The 18668-nt window shown below is 68.5% G+C and carries 17 protein-coding genes and 1 pseudogene; 10 read left to right on the top strand and 8 right to left on the bottom strand.

What is annotated here, in order from left to right; translation table 11 throughout:
• Positions 1-5: 5 nt before the first annotated feature.
• The 9 genes and pseudogenes from NQU54_RS24145 to NQU54_RS24095 all read left to right on the top strand — a co-directional run bounded on the left by NQU54_RS24145 (position 6) and on the right by NQU54_RS24095 (position 10447).
• Positions 6-3491 (top strand): indolepyruvate ferredoxin oxidoreductase family protein, encoded by a 3486-nt coding sequence (locus tag NQU54_RS24145; protein ID WP_257632933.1) that lies wholly within the window; start codon positions 6-8, stop codon positions 3489-3491.
• Positions 3492-3535: 44 nt separating this feature from the next.
• The gene (locus tag NQU54_RS24140; protein WP_257632932.1) at positions 3536-4675 is read left to right on the top strand and encodes an acyl-CoA dehydrogenase family protein; all 1140 of its coding nucleotides are present in this window, start codon (positions 3536-3538) and stop codon (positions 4673-4675) included.
• Positions 4676-4695: 20 nt separating this feature from the next.
• A complete protein-coding gene (locus tag NQU54_RS24135; protein ID WP_257632931.1) occupies positions 4696-5457 on the top strand; it encodes an SDR family NAD(P)-dependent oxidoreductase in 762 nt (253 codons plus the stop codon).
• Positions 5458-5552: 95 nt separating this feature from the next.
• Positions 5553-6077, top strand: a complete 525-nt coding sequence (locus NQU54_RS24130) for a DODA-type extradiol aromatic ring-opening family dioxygenase (RefSeq protein ID WP_257632930.1) — start codon at positions 5553-5555, stop codon at positions 6075-6077.
• Positions 6074-6973: an alpha/beta fold hydrolase gene (locus NQU54_RS24125; protein ID WP_257632929.1), complete on the top strand. Its 900-nt coding sequence runs from the start codon at positions 6074-6076 to the stop codon at positions 6971-6973. The genes NQU54_RS24130 and NQU54_RS24125 overlap by 4 nt, the downstream gene beginning before the upstream one ends.
• A 247-nt stretch (positions 6974-7220) precedes the next feature.
• Positions 7221-8312: pseudogene (locus NQU54_RS24115) on the top strand (acyl-CoA carboxylase subunit beta).
• Complete coding sequence (locus NQU54_RS24110) at positions 8309-8518, top strand: acyl-CoA carboxylase epsilon subunit (RefSeq protein ID WP_257632928.1); 210 nt, start codon at positions 8309-8311, stop codon at positions 8516-8518. Before NQU54_RS24115 ends, NQU54_RS24110 begins: the two are co-directional and overlap by 4 nt.
• A gap of 595 nt (positions 8519-9113) precedes the next feature.
• Positions 9114-9461: a PadR family transcriptional regulator gene (locus NQU54_RS24100; RefSeq protein ID WP_257632927.1), complete on the top strand. Its 348-nt coding sequence runs from the start codon at positions 9114-9116 to the stop codon at positions 9459-9461.
• A complete protein-coding gene (locus NQU54_RS24095) occupies positions 9458-10447 on the top strand; it encodes a hypothetical protein (protein WP_257632926.1) in 990 nt (329 codons plus the stop codon). The genes NQU54_RS24100 and NQU54_RS24095 overlap by 4 nt, the downstream gene beginning before the upstream one ends.
• A 79-nt stretch (positions 10448-10526) precedes the next feature.
• On the opposite strand, the gene NQU54_RS24090 is transcribed toward NQU54_RS24095, so the two are convergent.
• Positions 10527-11843, bottom strand: a complete 1317-nt coding sequence (locus NQU54_RS24090; RefSeq protein ID WP_257632925.1) for an amino acid permease — start codon at positions 11841-11843, stop codon at positions 10527-10529.
• 520 nt (positions 11844-12363) lie between these two features.
• Here NQU54_RS24090 and NQU54_RS24085 point away from each other — a divergent pair.
• Positions 12364-13104 (top strand): GntR family transcriptional regulator, encoded by a 741-nt coding sequence (locus NQU54_RS24085; RefSeq protein ID WP_257632924.1) that lies wholly within the window; start codon positions 12364-12366, stop codon positions 13102-13104.
• 18 nt (positions 13105-13122) lie between these two features.
• Here NQU54_RS24085 and NQU54_RS24080 read toward each other — a convergent pair whose 3' ends face one another.
• The 7 genes from NQU54_RS24080 to NQU54_RS24050 form a co-directional block, all read right to left on the bottom strand.
• A complete protein-coding gene (locus NQU54_RS24080) occupies positions 13123-13854 on the bottom strand; it encodes a molybdate ABC transporter substrate-binding protein (RefSeq protein ID WP_257632923.1) in 732 nt (243 codons plus the stop codon).
• Between the two features lie 7 nt (positions 13855-13861).
• Positions 13862-14671 carry a hydroxypyruvate isomerase family protein gene (locus NQU54_RS24075; protein WP_257632922.1) on the bottom strand — a complete coding sequence of 270 codons (810 nt, stop codon included), beginning with the start codon at positions 14669-14671 and terminating at the stop codon, positions 13862-13864.
• Positions 14668-15111: a RidA family protein gene (locus tag NQU54_RS24070; RefSeq protein ID WP_257632921.1), complete on the bottom strand. Its 444-nt coding sequence runs from the start codon at positions 15109-15111 to the stop codon at positions 14668-14670. The genes NQU54_RS24075 and NQU54_RS24070 overlap by 4 nt, the downstream gene beginning before the upstream one ends.
• Before the next feature lie 10 nt (positions 15112-15121).
• Complete coding sequence (locus NQU54_RS24065; RefSeq protein ID WP_257632920.1) at positions 15122-15988, bottom strand: alpha/beta fold hydrolase; 867 nt, start codon at positions 15986-15988, stop codon at positions 15122-15124.
• Between the two features lie 90 nt (positions 15989-16078).
• Positions 16079-16723 carry a 3-oxo-tetronate 4-phosphate decarboxylase gene (gene otnC / locus NQU54_RS24060; RefSeq protein WP_257632919.1) on the bottom strand — a complete coding sequence of 215 codons (645 nt, stop codon included), beginning with the start codon at positions 16721-16723 and terminating at the stop codon, positions 16079-16081.
• The gene (otnK, locus tag NQU54_RS24055; protein ID WP_257632918.1) at positions 16720-17988 is read right to left on the bottom strand and encodes a 3-oxo-tetronate kinase; all 1269 of its coding nucleotides are present in this window, start codon (positions 17986-17988) and stop codon (positions 16720-16722) included. The genes otnC and otnK overlap by 4 nt, the downstream gene beginning before the upstream one ends.
• Before the next feature lie 56 nt (positions 17989-18044).
• Positions 18045-18665, bottom strand: coding sequence for an aspartate/glutamate racemase family protein (locus NQU54_RS24050; RefSeq protein ID WP_257632917.1), 621 nt, complete (start codon positions 18663-18665; stop codon positions 18045-18047).
• Positions 18666-18668 lie beyond the last annotated feature (3 nt).

Below are 18668 nucleotides of genomic sequence, written 5' to 3'. Positions count from 1 at the left end.
CGCGCATGAGCACCGATCCTGCCGCGGTATCGCTTGACGACAAGTACACGGCCCGCAGCGGCCGGGTACTGATCTCAGGCATCCAGGCCCTGGTGCGACTGACCCTCGAACAGCGCCGCCTCGACGAAGCACGCGGCCTGAACACCCGTGCTTTCGTGACCGGCTACCAGGGCTCACCGCTGGGCGGGGTCGATATGGAGATGGACAGGGCGCGCCGCTTCCTCGACCCCGGCGGCGTGGTGTTCCGGCCAGGTCTGAACGAAGAGCTGGCCGCGACGGCGGTGGCCGGGACACAGGTACTCGGGCAGGTCCCCGGACGCCGTCACGACGGGGTCACCGGGTTCTGGTACGGCAAGAACCCCGGGCTGGACCGGGCAGCCGACGCGATCCGGCACTCCACCGTGGCCGGCACCGCGGCGCTCGGCGGAGCGGTGGCCTGGATCGGCGACGACCCCGGCAGCAAGTCCTCGACGGTGCCCAGTTCGTGCGAGCCGATGTGCCAGAGCCTGGCCATGCCCCTGCTCACACCCGGCAGTGTGGCGGAGATCATCGAGCTCGGGCTGCATGCCGTGGCTCTGTCTCGCGCCACCGGCCTGTGGACCGGCTTGAAGATCGTCGCGGACATCGCGGACGCCACCGCGGTCGTCGACCTCGACGCGCTGCGGCCGGACGTCCCCGCACCTCCCCGCAGTCCCCGAGGGGCTCCCCCAACCCTCGTCGGTCCCGCCTCGCTGGACGCCGAGCATGACATGCTCACCCGCCGTCTGGATCTGGCACGTGACTACGCCCGTCAGACGAATCTGAACCACATCGTCTTCAGCGCCCAGCAAGCGACCTTGGGCGTGGTGGCCTCCGGCACCTCCTACGCCGTGGTGCAACGTGCCCTCGCCGACCTCGGTATCGACGAGTCCGCCCTGGAGGATCTGGGCGTCCGTCTGATCCGCCTGGCGATGCCGTTCCCCCTGTCGGCAGAGGAACTGGTGGCCATGACCGGCGACCTCGACCAGGTTCTCGTCGTCGAGGACAAGGTGCCTTTCATCGAAGGCCACCTCAAGGAAGCCCTCTACGGCACGACCGGCGCGCCCACCGTGGTGGGCCGTCGCGGTGAGAACGGCCGCCCGCTGCTGACCGCCCGCGGCACACTGGGCGCCGAAGACGTGGCCAAGGCGCTGGTCACGCGGATCGGGCCCGACCGCCTGCCGCACACCGCTTCCGTTCAGCTGACCGCCATGAAGCCGCCGGCCCCGGCCCGTATCGCGGTGCCGACCCTTTCAGCGCGCACGCCGTACTTCTGCTCGGGATGTCCGCACAGCGCCTCCACCCGTGCCGACGACGACACCCTCGTCGGAGTGGGCATCGGCTGCCACGTCATGATCGCGTTGGATGGCGCGGGGCGCGGCAACCAGGTCGGGCTGACCCAAATGGGAGGGGAGGGTGCCCAGTGGATCGGCCTCGCTCCCTTCACCGAGGACCGGCACTTCGTGCAGAACCTCGGTGACGGTACCTTCCACCACTCCGGGTCGCTCGCCATTCGCGCGGCGGTAGCCGCGGGCGTCACGATGACCTACAAGCTGCTCTACAACGACGCCGTCGCCATGACTGGGGGCCAGCGCCCCGAAGGGCGCCTGGACGTGCCGGCCCTGACCCGCTGGCTCGCCCTCGAGGGCGTACGGAAGGTCGTCGTGACCACCGCCGAACCGGCCGACTACCGTGGTATACGCCTTGATCCGATCGCCACGGTGCGACACCGCGACGACCTGCCCGATGCCGAGAAGGAACTGGCCGCCGTCGAGGGCGTGACCGTGCTCATCCATGACGACCGGTGCGCCGCGGAGGAACGCAGGCTGCGCAAGCGCGGCAAACTCCCCACCCCCGCCGAGAAGGTGGTCATCAACCAGCGGGTCTGCGAGGGCTGCGGTGACTGCGGCGACGTGTCCACATGTCTGTCGGTGCAGCCCGTCGCCACCGAGTTCGGCCGCAAGACCCAGATCCACCAGGCCTCCTGCAACTCGGACTTCAGCTGCCTGAAGGGCGACTGTCCCTCCTTCCTCCTCGTGGAGCCGAAGGACAAGCGGCCCTCCCGCCCCCTTCCCGGACTGCCCGTGGAACTGACCACGCCCGGCTCCGCCCTGTCCGGGAACAGCACCCTGCTGCGCATGCCCGGCATCGGCGGCACCGGCGTCGTGACCGTGTCACAGATCCTGCAGATGGCGGCCCATCTCGACGGCCGCTACGCCGCCGGACTGGAGCAGACTGGACTCGCGCAGAAGGGCGGCCCCGTCGTCAGCGACGTGCGGATCTCCTCAGACCCCGTGACCGGAGCCCTGCGGGCCTCCCACGCGACCGCGGACGTGGTCATCGGCTTCGACCTGCTCGGGGCGGCCGCCGACTCCACCATGCGGGTGGCCCGCCCCGGTCACACCATTGCCGTCATCAACACCGCCATCGTGCCCACCGCCGCGATGGTCACCAACCGGGTCGTCATGCCCGGCTCCCCGGACGACGCACTGGAGCGGATCGAATCGGTCACCCGCCCCAAGGAGAACCTGTACCTCGATGCCCAGGGCCTGGCCGAATCCCTGTTCGGCGACCACATGCCGACCAACATGTTGCTCATCGGCGCCGCCTATCAGCACGGCTGTGTTCCCCTGACGGACCAGTCCATCGAAGCCGCGATCCGCCTCAACGGCGCTGCCGTGGACAAGAACCTCGCCGCCTTCCGCTGGGGGCGGGCAGCGGCCCTGGACCCCGAGGCCGTACGGCGTGCCATCGCCACGCCCGCCCGGGAGGTTCTCGACATCACGCCCGAGGCACGGACCATCGCGGACACCGCCGCGCGATCCGGGAGCCTGCGAGACGTCATAGCACTGCGCAGCGCGGACTTGATCGCCTACCAGAACGAGGCGTACGCGAGGCGATATGCCGACGAGGTGCGGCAGGTGGCCACCGTGGCCGGACAGCGGGCCGGCGACGAGGCCGGCGAGCGCATCGCGATCGCCTACGCCCAGGGACTCCACAAACTCATGGCATACAAGGACGAGTACGAGGTGGCCCGGCTGCATCTGGACGCCGTGGAGCAGGCCAAGATCGAGGACGAGTTCGGTGCCGGCGCCGCCGTCTCCGTCATGCTGCACCCACCGATACTCCGCGCCCTGGGCATGAAGCGCAAGATCCGCCTCCGGCGCACCGCGCCCGCCGCCTTCCGGACGCTCTACGCCCTGCGAGGAGTGCGCGGAACCCGGATGGACCTCTTCGGATACGCGAAGGTCCGCCGCCTGGAGCGCACGCTGATCGCGGAGTACTCGCGCCTGGTCCAAGACGCTCTCGCGCACCTGACACCGGACAACGCCGCCAAGGTTGAGGACCTGGTACGGCTCACCGACGCCATCCGCGGCTACGAGGGCATCAAGCTGGCGGCCATCGCCGACTTTCGCGAGAAGGCACGCGAGGCCCTTGCCGGGCTGGACGAACCGACCGCGGTGTCCGCCTGAGCCCTTCGCTCCCTTTCACCGCCCACAGCCAGGAGCTTTCCGTCATGCCTGTCGACCGTCTGCTGCCCACGCGGGAGGCCGAGGACCTGCTCGACCTCGTCCGCGACATCGCCGACAAGGAACTCGCACCCCGTGTCGATGAACACGAGCGCACCGAAACCTACCCCGAGGGCCTGTTCGGGCTTCTGGGCCAGGCCGGGCTGCTCGGCCTGCCCTACCCGGAGGAGTTCGGCGGCGGTAACCAGCCTTACGAGGTCTACCTCCAGGTCCTCGAAGAGCTGGCAGCACACTGGGCCGCCGTCGCCGTAGCCGCCAGCGTTCATAGCCTCGCCGCCTTCCCGCTCCTGAGCGCCGGCACCTCCGCCCAGTGCCAGCGCTGGGCGGAAGACATCCTCAGCGGCTCCCTCATCGGCGGCTACAGCCTCTCCGAACCACAGGCCGGATCCGATGCCGCGGCCCTGACCTGCCGCGCCGACAAGGGCCCCGACGGCTACCGGATCAACGGCGCCAAAGCCTGGATCACCCACGGCGGCAAGGCGGACTTCTACGCCCTGTTCGCCCGCACCGGTCCGGGCAGCGACGGTATCTCCTGCTTCTTCGCGCCCGGACAGACCGACGGCCTCACCTTCGGCCGCCCCGAGGAGAAGATGGGGCTGCACGCCATCCCCACCACGGCGGCCTTCTGGGACGACGCCCTCCTCGCCCCGGACCGGCTCATCGGCCGCGAAGGCCAGGGACTGAAGATCGCCTTCAGTGCCCTGGACTCGGGCAGACTGGGCATCGCCGCCTGCGCCACCGGGCTGGCCCAGGCCGCCCTGGACGCCGCTGTCACCTATGCCCACGAACGCACCGCCTTCGGCCGCAAAATCATCGATCACCAGGGACTCGGCTTCCTTCTGGCCGACATGGCCGCAGCGGTCGACTCCGCACGCGCCACCTACCTGGACGCCGCCCGCCGCCGGGACCAAGGGCGCCCGCACAGTCGCCAGGCCAGCGTCGCCAAGCTGATCGCGACCGACGCCGCCATGAAGGTCACCACGGACGCGGTCCAGGTCTTCGGCGGCTACGGATACACCCGCGACTACCCCGTCGAGCGCTACATGCGCGAAGCCAAGATCATGCAGATCTTCGAAGGAACCAACCAGATCCAGCGGCTGGTCATCTGCCGCCAGCTCGCCCGCTGACCGCCACTCGGGAGACCCTCATGCAGATCAACGGTAGCGCCGCCCTGGTAACCGGTGCCGCCTCCGGCCTGGGCGCCGCGACGGCAGCCCTCCTCGCCCAACAGGGCGCTCACGTCTACGGGCTGGACCTCGAAGCCGCCCTCCAGAACATTGGTACGCCGCCGTCCAACGTGACGCTCCTGCCCGCCGACGTCACCCGTGAAGAGCCGGTTCAAACGGCCCTGGACCGCATCCGCACCGACGGCGCCCAGCTCCGCCTGGCCGTCAACTGCGCGGGCATCGCCCCTTCCGCCCGCGTCCTCGGACGCCGCGGCCCGCACAGCCTCGAGCTCTTCCAGACCGTGGTCAACATCAATCTCGTCGGCACGTTCAACGTCCTGCGGCTGGCGGGGGCAGCCATTGCCGAAGCCGAACCGGACGAGAACGGCCAGCGCGGCCTGATCGTCAGTACCGCCTCCATCGCCGCTTTCGAAGGACAGGTGGGGCAGGCCGCCTACACCGCGTCCAAGGCCGGCGTCGTCGGCCTCACCCTCGTCGCCGCCCGCGACCTGGCCGATCACGGCATTCGGGTGATGACCATCGCCCCCGGCATCGTCGACACCCCCATGATGGCCGGCTTCTCCGACGAGGTCCGAACCAGTCTCGCCAAGGGTGTGCCCTTCCCGAAACGCCTGGCGGACCCCACCGAGTACGCCCGCCTGGTGACCACGCTCGCCGAGCACGACTACCTCAACGGCGAAACCGTCCGGATGGACGGGGCCCTACGCATGGCCCCTCGCTGACCGCCGCGCCCAATCCGCGCCGGGCCGGCGTCAACGGTCCCGAACCGATGCCGGCCAGCGATGCTCACGGGGCCGTCGTTCCACCTTGCAACTCCGTGGCCGTGCCGTTCGGCCCCGTGCAGCGCACCCGCCTGCTCGGTGAGGCGCTGGGCCGTGCCCTGCTCGCGCTCGACCGCCGGGTGCTGCTGCTCGGATCCGGCGGCCTCTCCCATGATCCGCCGCTCCCTACTCTGGAGGGCGCGCCACCCGAGGTGGCCGCCCGGCTGATCGCCGGCCGCCAACCGACGCCCGAAGAGCGGGCCGGGCGAGAGAACCGGGTCCGCGACGCCGGACTGGCCGTCGCGGCCGGCAAGCCGGGGCCGCGACTGAACCCTGACTGGGACCGCGCGTTCCTGGACCTGCTGGCCAAGGGCCGACTCACCGCCACCGACACCTGGACCAACGCCTGGATCACCGCCGAGGCGGGCAATTCCACCCACGAGGTACGCACCTGGCTGGCCTGCTACGCGGCGCTGGCCGCCGCTGGCCCCTACACCATGCGCAGCAGTTTCTACCGCCCGATCCCGGAGTGGATCGCTGGCTTCGGCATCACCATCGCAGAGACCCGGAGGAATCCGTGACCATCCCCGTCCCCGCGCCCATCACCGAAGAGCCGAGCGTCTGGACCGCCCTGCTCGGGCAGGATATGACGATCCGGCACGTGCAGGTCGGCGAGTGGGACACCCGCGTACTGGAGGCCGGCTCGGGACCGGAGACCGTGGTCCTGCTGCACGGCGTCGGCGGGCACCTGGAGGCCTATGCGCGCAACATCCCCGCCCTCGCCGCGCGATACCGCGTGATCGCCTACGACTACCCGGGCCACGGGCTGACCACCCCGGCTACCCGGCCGCTGGAACTACCGGACTACGTCGCCCATCTCATGGGCCTCCTTGACACGCTCGATGTGGAACGAGCACATCTGAACGGGGAGTCGCTCGGCGGCTGGATCGCGGTGAAGGCCGCGTACGCATACCCGGAGCGGGTGAACCGGATCGTGCTGAACACCCCCGGTGGCGCGCTGTCCGACCCAGCTGTCCGCGAACGGATCCGCACGCTGTCCCAAGGCGCTGCCGACGACCCGAGCGATGGGCGCATCCGCGCCCGCGTGAGCTGGCTGATGGCTGATCCGGCGAGCGTCACCCAGGAGCTGGTCGACGTCCGGCGGACCCTGTACTCACAGGCGCCGTTCGCCGAGTCGATGCGGAACATCATGTGCCTGCAGGACGCAGACGTCCGGGCACGCAACATGATCACCGACGACGAGCTGGCCGCCATCACCGCGGCCGCGCTCGTGGTCTGGACCAGCGACGACCCTTCGGGACCCGCCGCCGTCGGGCTGCGCATGGCGGAGAAGCTCCCGAACGGGCGTTTCGAGCTGGTCGAGGGCGCGGGGCACTGGCCGCAGTGGGAGCGGCATCGTCGGTTCAACGAGCTCGTCCTGGACTTCCTCGGGCAGCACACCCCCGTACGAACCTAATGCGGGACGTCGCAGGTCTTTGGCCACTGATGACCGACGACCTCGAGGCGGCGGCGCTGGAGCTGATCGAGGCAGTCGAAGACCGCGGCGGCGCCGTCGACCTGCCGCGTCGGCCCCCGCTACCGGTCCGCGCTTTCCACCCCAGGACACTGAGCCGCGGTGACGTCACGGTGCCTCCCGGGGCGGGACTGACAGCTCGCGATGCCTCGTCCGACTGCGTGCCGACGGCGGGACCACTGCTTGCGGCATGCCAAGCCTTCGGCCGAATCGGCCAGAAGCGACCCACGCGGGGTCCGCGCGCGGTGGAGAAGCAGCACGCCAAGGGCAAGCTGACCGCGCGCGAACGCATCGACCTCCTCCTGGACGAGGGGTCCTTCACCGAGCTCGACGAGTTCGCCCCGCACCGCTCGACCAACTTCGGCATCGACCAGAACCGGCCCTACGGGGACGGGGTCGTGACCGGCTACGGCACGGTCGACGGCCGCCCGGTGGCCGTGTTCTCCCAGGTCTTCACAGTCTTCGGCGGGGCGCGCTGCTGTCCTACCTCCCCTCCAACAACCTCTCCCAGCCCCCGGCCTTCCCCGACGAGGCCGACCTGGAGGTCTCGGACGAGGACCGGGAGATGGACACCCTCATCCCGGACTCGGCGAACCAGCCGTACGACGTGCACAAGGCCATCGAGCACGTCCTGGACGACAACGAGTTCCTGGAGACCCAGGCCCTCTTCGCGCCCAACATCATCACCGGCTTCGGCCGGGTCGAGGGCCACCCGGTGGGCATCGTGGCCAACCAGCCGATGCAGTTCGCCGGATGCCTGGACATCGACGCCTCCGAGAAGGCCGCACGCTTCGTACGCACCTGCGACGCGTTCAACGTGCCCGTCCTGACCTTCGTGGACGTGCCCGGCTTCCTGCCCGGCACCGACCAGGAGTACAACGGCATCATCCGGCGCGGCGCCAAGCTGATCTACGCCTACGCCGAGGCCACCGTCCCGCTGATCACGGTCATCACCCGCAAGGCGTTCGGCGGCGCGTACGACGTGATGGGCTCCAAACACCTGGGCGCGGTCAACATCCTCCACCGCCGCACCATCGCCGAGGCCGAGGCGAGCGGAGACGTCGGAGCGACCCGCCCAGCTGATCCAGGAGTATGAGGACACCCTCCTCAACCCCTAATCGCGGCCGAGCGCGGCTACATCGACTCCGTGATCAAGCCTTCGGACACCCGCCGGCACGTCGTACGAGGACTGCGTCAGCTGCGCACCACGCGAGAGTCCTTGCCGCCGAAGAAGCACGGCAACATCCCCAGTAGGCCCGAGCACCCTTGCGAGCGGACATGACGATCAAGATCCTGCAGGGCAACCCGACCTCGGAGAAGCTGGCCGCTGTCCTGGCGGTGGTACGAGCCCGCGCCGCGGCAGCTTCGTCGGTGCCCGCGATGCCCAAGCGACTGGATGAGTGGGCGGACAAAGAACCCAACATCCCACGCCACACCCTCGCACAGCCGGGGCCGACGACCTGGCGCGGCTCTTACCGGCCTCGTTGAGCGAGCGGGCCCCGCGTCAACTGCCGAAGCGGATCGTCCCACCATCATCGCCGAGGAAGACACTGGCAAGGTCCGTGTCCTCGTCAAGGCATCATCCCCGATGGCGACATCCACGCCCTGCAAGCCATGGGCGTCGACGCGGTCTTCACCCCCGGTCCCGAGATCGGCCAGATCGTCGAGACCGCGCACCGGAGTGCCGGTCCAGCAAACTCACGGGAGGGGCACCGCTGTTATCGGCGTCCGAAGCCCGGGTGCCGCACTCCACAGTGCCCTCCCTCTGTCAGCGAACGTCCGTGACCTCGTTGTCAGACTCGACACGGAGAACTCCCCGATGGGGTGTTCCGCCGGGTAGCGCCGAACTGGCCCGCGGCCACGGACTTCTTCCATCTCGATGCCCTCAGCCTGCAGCGCCTGTACGAGCTGTTCGTCATGGAAGTGCGCACCCGCCGGATTCCTGGGCGTCACCGCCCACTCCACCGCCGCCTGGGGCGCGAGGGCGAGCGCGAAGCGCCAGGGCTTTCTTGACAAGCACACCGAGATCACTATTCTGAAATAGAACTAGTTGTGGATTCCGAGTAGCCTGAAGGGAGGTCAGATGGCGCGAACGGACCCGTCGGCCGGCTGGCTGCGCGGAACCTTGCAGCTGAGCGTGGCCGCAGTGCTGGCCGAAGCCGACCGGCATGGATACGCACTGGTGCAAAGGCTCGCAGAGCATGGCCTGGGGTCGGTGCGTGGCGGAGCCTTGTACCCCGTTCTCGGCCGGATGGAAGCCGACGGCTTGGTCGAGTCGCGCTGGGAGCCGGGTGAGGGCGGCCCGGGACGCAAGGTCTACCGGCTCACCGACGCCGGGCGCGCCCGACTGCGTGACGAGATAGCGCACTGGCAGGACTTTTCCGCTGCGATGGACCGACTCATGAAACACACCGACCAGGAGTTGTTATGACCGAAACCATGGACGCGTGGGAATTCCGCACACGGCTCGCTCTCGCCGAGCGGTCCGTGGGAAAAGACGTGGGCGACACTGTGCTGGCTGAAGTGGCCGCGCACTGCGCGGAGAGCGGAGAACGCCCGGAGGACGCCTTCGGTCTCCCGGAAGACTTCGCCGAGACCGTGGCGAGCGAGCGGCTGCCCGCAGGCACACCGGCCGGAAACGACCCCGACGCATTGACGACTGCCGACTACGTCTTCACCGTGACCGGGGTGTTGGGCTGGATGACGTTCGTGGTTGGGGCGTACCTGTTCGTCGCGAAGGGTCTCGTGATCGATCTCACCGCCGCCACCCTTGTCGGCTGCACCGTCGTCGCCACCGCCGTAGCCACCCTGCACGGCGTGCAGGTCACGCTACACGCCGGCTCCCGCGCCCGCGCGGCCGGTTGCGGACTGGCTACCCTCGTCGCCGTCATCCTCGCCGCTGTGGCGTTCGTCGAGGGCCCTGACACCGTGATCGCACACGTGCCGACCCCCGCCATCTGCGCGGTGGGCCTCCTGCTCCCCGCATGGGCACTGCTCTACAACCCGCCGACCGCCCCTACGCACGAGGAGTTGCCGTCTGAAGCGTGGCTCCGAAAGCTGCCGCAGCTTCTGGAAGGACGCCACGCACTTCCGCGGGCACGCGCGGCCGAACTCACCCGGGAAGCAAGCCGACACGTCACGGAAGCCGGGTGTGAGCCCGAGGAGGAATTCGGGCCCGTGACGACATACGCGCGGCAGCTCGCCGAAGCGGAAGCACCCCGACAGCACTGGTGGCTGCGAAACGACGTGCGGTCCGCGGTCAGCACCGTGTTCCTCGGCGCGTTCCTCGTGAACAACCTGTACAGCCATGGACCGATATGGCTGACTGTGGTGGCCGCGCTTGGCACGTATGCCGCCGCGGCGTTGCTCACCGGCCATCTGCGTCGGCGCATCAAGCGCATTCGACGGGCCGCCTGAGTCTTCGCCCATACAGGAGTCGCGACCCGGTGCCGTGCGGTAAGCGCCCAAAGCGAGCAACACACGGAGCGACTCGCTCTCACCGCCCCCGCGCGGCCCGCTGACGGGCGACGTAGATGATGGTGAGGAGGGCGAACCAGACCGCACCGGTGTACAGACCCACTCGTGTGTCACCCTCGAATGCCAGGCTCACCAGGACGATGACCACCATCGCGACCACGAAGATGTTCGTCCAGGGAGCGCCGGGCAGCCGGAACGCCGGCAGGGGTGCGCCCTCCAGCGCCAGCCGACGGCGGAACCGCATATGGGAAATGGCGATCATGCTCCACGTCCACAGCCCGGAGGCGCTGACGACACTGGTCAGCGTGATGAAGGCATGAGCGGGCGCAAGATAGTTGAAGAGCACCCCGACGCCGACGGCGAGCGTGGTGACCGTCAGCGCCCGCCCCGGCACCCGGCGACGTGTCGTGTGGTGGAGCGCTCGCGGCGCCGAACCCGCGGATGCCAAGCCGTAGAGCAGTCGACTGGCCGAGAACATATTCGCGTTACATGAGGAAAGTGCCGAGGTCAGGACGACGAAGTTCATGATTCCCGCGGCGCCGGCCAGCCCCGCTTTGGAGAACACCGAAACGAATGGGCTCACGTCAGCGGTGTACCGCGTCCACGGCTGGACGACCATGAGGATGAACAGCGCGCCGATGTAGAAGACGATGATGCGCCAGATGACGTTGCCCACCGCCTTGGGGATCGTCCGCTCCGGGTGTGCCGCCTCGCCCGCGGTGATACCAAGCATCTCCACCCCGATGAACGCGAAGACGGCGATCTGCAGGGTGAGGAAGAAGCCGTGCCCCCCATTCGGAAAGAAGCCGCCGAATGTCCAGAGGTTGCTCAGGCTCGCACCGTGGCCGAGCGCGGTCACACCGGTGACGATGATGACGGCCCCGAAAAGGATCAGCCCGACGATGGCGATGATCTTGATCAGCGCAAACCAGAACTCGGACTCCCCGAACATCCGGACCGAGACCCAGTGCACGCCGAACAGCAGAACCAAGCCGATGAGCGCGGGCACCCACTGCGGAAGGTCCGGATACCAGTAGTGCATGTAGACACCGCTCGCCGTGAGCTCTGCCATCGGGCCCACGATGCACTGCAGCCAGTAGGTCCAGCCCGTGACGAACCCGGCGAAGGGGCTCACATGGATACGGGCGTACTCGCTGAACGATCCGGCGTGCGGCGAATGGACGGCCATCTCCCCCAGGCCGCGCATGAGGCAGTACACGACCGCCCCCGCGAGGGCGTAGGCGAGAAGCAGCGCCGGACCCGCGATATGGATGCCCCGCCCGGAGCCGAGGAACAGCCCCACGCCGATGGCCATGCCGATTGACATCATCTGCATGTGCCGCGGACTGAGTCCTCGCGCCAGCCCGGCATCGCCCTCCGGCCCGGTCGACGTATGGCAGGTGGCCGATGCGGCCGCCGCCCCGGCCGTGGTCACGGCCGGTCGCGAGCGTGACAGATCATTGCCGGGAGTATTCGGCATCAATGGTCCCGCCTTCCGAATGGATACCTAACGTATACTTGGCGTATCGGTGGCGCGTCCAGGGTTCTCACACGAATGTAATGACGTGAAACGGGGCTGATACCGAGGTAGCGGGCCCATGGGATGCCGTGCCCACCCCGTGCGCGGAGGCGGACGCCGGTTACCATCGATGGCGTCTGGGCGGCCAAGGGGTACGTAACGGCGTGCCCTTCCGGGCCGACGCCGTGGACCACAGCGGAACGTCCGGATGATGCTTCACCCGTCGTTCCCGTTCGCAGGAGAGTGATGAATGCCGGAAAGCCGGAAAGCGGCGGCTGCCATGTCGAAGACCGGACAAACCGAGCCCAGTGTCCCGGCAACGGAGACGAGCGCCGCAATGGGCGGGTCCCAGGCATCCCCGAAAAAGGTTTCCCAGACCGGGGCCGCCGTGGAGAAGATCCGCTCCCGCATCATCGACCTGACGATCCCGCCGGGTAGCCGGATCGACGAGCCGCTGCTGCTCAAGGAGTTCCAGCTGGGCCGGACCCCGGCGCGGGAGGCCATCAACCAGCTGGCCGCGGAGGGCTTTGTGAAGATTTTGCCCAACCGGGGTGGCACATTCGTCCGCAAGCTCGATCTGGCGGAGATCGGCGAGATCGTGGTGGCTCACCAACTGGTGGAGAACAACCTCGCTCAGTTGTGCAGGCTCGACGACGAGACGCTCGCCGACGACCTGGAACGCATTCAGACGGTGTACCGCGTGGAGGTCGACAACCGCAGGTACCTCAACATCACGGAGTTGAACGAGCAGTTCCACATGCGCATGAACCAGTCGATCGGCAACAGCTTCTTCCACGACTTCGCCCAATCGACCCACCGCCATGTGCGTCGGCTGCTCGTCCATCTCTACACACTGGAGTCGGCACTGCCCGAGCAGCAGGACGAGCAGTTCGAGCTCAATGTCCGGCAGCATGACCGCATCATCGAAGCGGTGCGGGACAAGGACCGCGAGGCGCTCACCGAGGTACTGCCGGAACACGCAGGCGCCACGCAGGACCGGCTGGTACGGCTGCTGCAAAGCAACACGGTCGCTCCGTTCCCCGTCAAGCTTCGCCCTCTCGTCCTGCCGGGGAACTGAGCACACCCGGCTCACGGCTCAGCTCGCTCGGGCCCCATTGCCGGTCGCGGCCTTGAGACCGAATGCCCCATAGGTCGAACGCGCCTGCTCAGACGCGAGGAAGCGCACCAGCTCCAGCGCGGGGGGCAGGCCCGCCGCAGCCATGGACGGTACGGCGCTGAACTCGGTGTCGTGGTCGGCACCGGCCGGGAAGGGGCCGACCACGTCGACGCCACAGACCGCCATCAGCTCGCTCACCTGCTGGATGGCGAGGTCCGCTCTGCCGTCCAAAACAGCGTCCGCAGTGAAACCCTTCTCCACGACCGTGGCACGTGCGTTCACCTCCTCGGCCACCCCGAGTTCGGCCAGCAACCGGGCGAAGTAGATGCCGCTGGCCCCGGTTCTCGAATAGGCGACCGACCGCGCGTCGCGCAGCGTACGAACCAGCTCACCGACGGTCGCGATCCGCGGGTGCGGTGTTCGCGCACGGACCGCGAGGCCGACTCCGGTGCTGGCGAGCGGCAGTCTCGCCGCGCCGTCGACGACGCCCTGCGCGGCCAGTTGCCTGACGTCGTCCGTGATGGCGATCAGGACGTCGGGGTACTCCCCCGAGGCCATCCGTTTCCTCAGCGCGGACGTCGGATCGAAGACAGCCCTGACGGCTGTCCCCGTCGCCTCGGTGAACTCTTCGAGCAGCCGGTGTTCCAGGGCGCTCCGCACCGCCAGGGTACTGAAGAGTTTGACATGCCCATGATTAGGCATCTTACGCATGACTACTTCACCCGTTCCCTTCCGGGGCGTACCTCGTCAGCCATCCGAGCCCGTCGGCGGTGGCGTTCGCGGGACGGTACTCACAGCCGATCCAGCCCGGGTATCCAAATGCCCGCAGCCGGTCGAACACGAAGTCCCAGGCGATCTCCCCAGTGCCCGGTTCTGCCCGGCCGGGCACGTCCGCCACCTGAATGTGAGCGGTGGACGGCAGGAATTCCTCCAGACGGGTGCTCAGGTCGCCCTGGCTCATCTGGCAGTGGTAGATGTCGAAGAGCATGCCAACCTGATCACTGCCGACAGCCGCCACGACGCCCGCGGCCTGTTCCTGGGTCTGGAGGAAGTAGCCCGGAATGTCCTGAGCGTTGACCGCCTCGATGACCAGCCGGACGCCCGCGCTGGAGGCGAGCTGTCCTGCCCACACCACGTTCGCGACGTACTGGGCGACGGCCGTGTCGCGCGGGACACCTGCGGGCCGTACGCCGGCCCGCAGGTGGACAAGCGGACACTCCAGCTCGACGGCGTAGTCGAGCGCCTGTGTGATGCCGTCGCGGAATTCCCCGATTCGGTCCGGCAGGCACGCCGTTCCCGCGGCCGTGGGAGTTCCCGGAGACCCCACCGGGCTGTTGATCAGCACCTGGCGCAGCCCCGCGTCCTTCAGTCGCCGGCGTAGCTCCACCGGTGAACGACCGTAAGGCGAGGCGTACTCGACGGCGGAGAATCCGGCCTCGGCCGCGGCGTCGAAGCGCTCCTCGAACGGCACTTCACCGAAAAGCCAGCCCAGATTCGCGCAGAAGCGCAGCCCATGGTCCGTCGTCATGACGGGGCGCCGAGCGCGGCGATGACCTCGATCTCGACGCAGGCGCCATGCGGGAGTTGCGTTACGCCGATGGCGCTTCGTGCGTGCCGGCCGGAGTCGCCGAGGGTCTCGATCAAGACCTCGGACGCGGCGTCGATTACCTTGGCCTGAGCGGTGAAATCCGGGGCCGAGGCAACGAATCCAGTGATCTTGAGGATCCGCAGGACCCGGCCCCCCTCTCCGCTGAGTTCGCTGTCCAGAGTGTTGAGACACGTCTGTGCGCACAGCCGCGCGGCGGCCCTGGCGGATTCCAGGTCGACGTCCGCGCCGACCTTCCCGTGGTAGGCGATCCGGCCGTCCTTCCTGGGAAGCTGGCCGCTGACGTACGCGACGCCCTGGTGCACCACCACGGGAGTCACGTAGCCGCTCGGGGCGGAACCCTTCTCGTTCGGTGTCGCCATCTTCCCCTCCCTATGCCTTGAGATCGTTGACGAAGTCGGAGATCTCCCGTGCGAGCGCCTCGGGTTCCTCCTCGGGAATGTAGTGACCGCTGCCGGCGATGACTCCGCCCCGCACGTCGCTGCCCAGCGGCCGCATGCTCTCGTAGAGGTCGGGGGCGGAGCCAACCTCGCCGCCGAGGGCGAGGACCGGGACGCCGATCTTCCGCCGCATCAGGGGGGTGTTCTGCTCGATGTCCTCCAGGACCGCGCGGTAGTAGCCGAGCATGCCTCGCAGTCCACCCGAGGTCTGGTACACGCGCTCGTACTCGTCGATGTCGGCCTTGCTGAAAGTGGACCTCCAGTTGGCGGTTTTCCTGCTGAAGAACCATTCGATGAGGATGCGCTCGCGGCCCTGGAGCAGTGCCTCGGGCAGGTCGGGGATCGGGTTGAACAGGAAGTGCCAGTTACGCCAGTTGTCCGGGCCGAGCGTGATCGTCGGCCGCAGTGTGACACCCGGGATGTTGCCGTCGAGGAGCACCACTCCGCGCAGGTCGGCGGCGAACTGATGGGCATAGGCGTACCCCACCCAGGCGCCGACGTCGTGCCCGACCAGCACGTACCAGTCCTCACCGAGGGCCTTCAGCAGCGAGCGCAGCCGCTTGCCGGTCGTCAGGGTGTCGTAGCCGTCCACGGGCTTGTCGGAGTCGCCTTGCCCAGGGAGGTCGACGGCGATCACATGGAAACGGTCCGCGAGCAGCGGCATCAGGCGCCGCCACGCGTAGCAGCTTTGCGGGAATCCCGCGACCAGGACGATCGTGGGGCCTTCGCCGGCTTCCACGATGTGGAACCGGAGGTCGTCCGCCCACACCATGCGGTGCTGGAGCTTGATGTCACTCATTGCTGTCCTCTCAGGAACTGTTGTCGGGTATGGCAGCCAGCCATGCAGTTGCGGTATGCGGGGCAAGGAGTCATCCACGAGGAGGTGAGGTCAGTGACCACGGTCGAGCTGTGAGACCTCTTGGTCGCTGAGCGGGCGGGTCGGTATTCCGCGCAGGAGCAGGAAGAGTTTCGCCGTCTCCTCCAGCTCTTCGATCGCCGCCGCCGCGGATTCAAGAGTCGTGCCGCTGACGATCGGCCCGTGGTTGGCCAGCAGGATCGCGTGGTAACGGGCGGCGAGGTCGTAGATCGCGGTGGCCGGCGCCGGGTCACCGGGCCGGTGGTAGGGGACGAGGGGCAGCCGGCCGACCCTCATGGCGAAATAGGCGGTGAGCGGCGGAAGGCACCCGGCTGGATCGAGCCCATCCATGCAGGACACCGCCACCGCGTAGGTCGAGTGCAGGTGAACGATGCCACCGGCGTCCCGTCGCTGCCTGTACAGCGCCAGATGCAGGAGGCTCTCCTTGGTCGGGCGGTCCCCGCCGACGTGACGACCGTTCTCGTCCAGCTTTGACAGCCGGTCCGGATCAAGGGTGCCCAGACTCGCGTTGGTGGGCGTCATCAGCCATCCGTCGGACACGCGCACGCTGAGGTTGCCGCTGGTCCCGGTGGTCAGCCCGCGGGCGAACAAGGATGCACCCAGAGTGGTGAGCCGCTCCCGCAGCTGAGATTCGTGGCTCCTCGTGATCACGTTCATGGCAGCCGCTCCCAGGCGTCGAGAAAGAAGTCGCGCGAGCCGAAATTCCCCGACTTCAGCGCGAGTGCGAGTGGCCGGGGGGTGCCAAGCGCCCAGGTCCACGGGACTCCTGGACTGATCTCCGGCCCGATGACCAGCCCCGTAACACCCAGTGCCCCTACGACCGCGCCGGATGTCTCCCCACCGGCGACGACCAACCGGTCGACCCCCATGCCGACGAGACCGCGGGCGATCGAGGCGAGGGTGTCCTCGATCCGTGAGGCGAAGTCGTCGGGAAGCCGTGACTTCGCCGCTGTGACGTCCCGCGCAGGTTGCGTCGCGTGCAGCAGGACCGGACCATGCGCCAGTAGCGGGCGCGCCCAGCGCAGTGCCGCTGTGACGACATCCTCACCTCGGACGATCGCGAAGGGGTCGACGGGGAAGGTCGGGTAAACCTCTCGCACCGCCTCGACCTGGGCGTTCGTCGCCGCCGAGCAACTACCGGCGATGACAGCCCGCGCCCCGCCGGATGGCAGGTGGGCCTCCGGGGCACTGTCGGCGAGGTCCTCCGGCTGGGCACGGAGAGATGCAGCGAGCCCGATCGCGACCCCCGAACTCGCCGTGACCAGCGGCAGATCGGCGCACGCACGGCCGATGGCGAGGAGGTCCTGGTCGTCGGTCGCGTCGACGACGGCGAACCGGATTCCCGCCGAGCGCAACGCGGCGAACTCGGCGTGGATCCGCTCCGACCCCTGAACCACGGTTCCGCGGTCGACCAGACCGACTCGCGAGGAAGTCTGCCGCCGCATCAGCCGCACCACGTTCGCGTCATCCATCGGCGTCAGGGGGTGCTGACGCATGGAAGTCTCGTCCAACGGCACGTCGTCCACGAAGAGCCGGCCGTCGCGGACGGTACGGCCGTTGGCCGGCAGCGCCGGGCATACGACGGTGAAATCCATGCCCAGGGCGTCCATCAGGGCGTCCGCGACCGGGCCGATATTGCCCGCCGGGGTGGAGTCGAAAGTCGAGCAGTACTTGAAGTAGAAGCGATCGCAGCCGATCTTCCGCAGCCACCGCAGCGCGGTAAGGGACTGCTCGACCGCGTCGGCAACCGGCGCCGTGCGGGTCTTCAACGCGACGACGACCGCCTCCGCGCCCGACCGCGCAATGTCCTCCCAGGTGTCGGGGACGCCAATGACCTGCACAGTTCGAATCCCCTGCGCCATCAGTACGGAGGCGAGATCGGTACCGCCCGTGAAGTCATCGGCGATGCATCCGAGCAACATGCCCGCACCCCTCTCCGATCACATCGGCCGACGGGCCCACGTGGAGACGGCGGCCGTCACGAGGCGCCATGGACAGCCTCCTTCAGAGCGAGGACGGCCGTCTGTGGCGCGGTGAAGACGGGCACGTCCACCCGTGCGCGGACCCGCTCCACCGCCTGCGACGTGGAGAAATGGGCGAGGACGATGGCGTCGCAGCCGGAGAGCCTCGGTGCCTGCTCCGCGACCAGCCGGTTGTGTGACCCTGTGTCCCCCGCACGCAGCAGGTCGATCGCGTAGTCGACGACGATCGACCTGAGCTTCGCAGGTGATCCCAGACGTTCCGCCTCGGCGGCGAATTCGTCCTCCATGGTCGGGACCGAGGGCGCGAACGTGGCAAGCATCCCGACGTCGGTGCCGCACGCGAGCGCCGCCCGGAACATCGCCTCGTTCGGTTTGACCACAGGCACGGGCAGCAGAGCGGCCGCGCGTTCTATCGCCGGGCCGAACGCCGAACAGGTCGCCAGGATGCCGTCGGCGCCGGTGCGGTGGGCGTAGCGCACCAGATCCACGAAACGTTCGATCAGCTCCTCGGCCAGCTCCGGCCGGCGCGCCCGCTCGGTGGTGAGCCCGTCATCGAGCAGATTGGTCAGCTCGGCCTCGGGCCATTCGCTGCGGAACGCGTCATGGACGGGTGCCATGGC

The organism is Streptomyces malaysiensis subsp. samsunensis (genome assembly GCF_024519315.1).
GTDB lineage: Bacteria > Actinomycetota > Actinomycetes > Streptomycetales > Streptomycetaceae > Streptomyces > Streptomyces malaysiensis.
Note: the sequence above shows the minus strand (reverse complement) of the source record. Positions and strands in the feature narration are given on the sequence as shown.

What these genes read in the sequence shown, in the direction of transcription:
- NQU54_RS24145 (WP_257632933.1), top strand. Translation starts at nt 6, where the DNA reads ATGAGCACCGATCCTGCCGCGGTATCGCTTGACGACAAGTACACGGCC.
- NQU54_RS24065 (WP_257632920.1), bottom strand. Translation starts at nt 15,988, where the DNA reads ATGAGTGACATCAAGCTCCAGCACCGCATGGTGTGGGCGGACGACCTC.
- NQU54_RS24135 (WP_257632931.1), top strand. Translation starts at nt 4,696, where the DNA reads ATGCAGATCAACGGTAGCGCCGCCCTGGTAACCGGTGCCGCCTCCGGC.
- NQU54_RS24080 (WP_257632923.1), bottom strand. Translation starts at nt 13,854, where the DNA reads ATGCGTAAGATGCCTAATCATGGGCATGTCAAACTCTTCAGTACCCTG.
- NQU54_RS24075 (WP_257632922.1), bottom strand. Translation starts at nt 14,671, where the DNA reads ATGACGACGGACCATGGGCTGCGCTTCTGCGCGAATCTGGGCTGGCTT.
- otnC (WP_257632919.1), bottom strand. Translation starts at nt 16,723, where the DNA reads ATGAACGTGATCACGAGGAGCCACGAATCTCAGCTGCGGGAGCGGCTC.
- NQU54_RS24140 (WP_257632932.1), top strand. Translation starts at nt 3,536, where the DNA reads ATGCCTGTCGACCGTCTGCTGCCCACGCGGGAGGCCGAGGACCTGCTC.
- NQU54_RS24110 (WP_257632928.1), top strand. Translation starts at nt 8,309, where the DNA reads ATGACGATCAAGATCCTGCAGGGCAACCCGACCTCGGAGAAGCTGGCC.
- NQU54_RS24090 (WP_257632925.1), bottom strand. Translation starts at nt 11,843, where the DNA reads ATGCAGATGATGTCAATCGGCATGGCCATCGGCGTGGGGCTGTTCCTC.
- NQU54_RS24070 (WP_257632921.1), bottom strand. Translation starts at nt 15,111, where the DNA reads ATGGCGACACCGAACGAGAAGGGTTCCGCCCCGAGCGGCTACGTGACT.
- NQU54_RS24050 (WP_257632917.1), bottom strand. Translation starts at nt 18,665, where the DNA reads ATGGCACCCGTCCATGACGCGTTCCGCAGCGAATGGCCCGAGGCCGAG.
- otnK (WP_257632918.1), bottom strand. Translation starts at nt 17,988, where the DNA reads ATGTTGCTCGGATGCATCGCCGATGACTTCACGGGCGGTACCGATCTC.
- NQU54_RS24085 (WP_257632924.1), top strand. Translation starts at nt 12,364, where the DNA reads ATGGGCGGGTCCCAGGCATCCCCGAAAAAGGTTTCCCAGACCGGGGCC.
- NQU54_RS24100 (WP_257632927.1), top strand. Translation starts at nt 9,114, where the DNA reads ATGGCGCGAACGGACCCGTCGGCCGGCTGGCTGCGCGGAACCTTGCAG.
- NQU54_RS24095 (WP_257632926.1), top strand. Translation starts at nt 9,458, where the DNA reads ATGACCGAAACCATGGACGCGTGGGAATTCCGCACACGGCTCGCTCTC.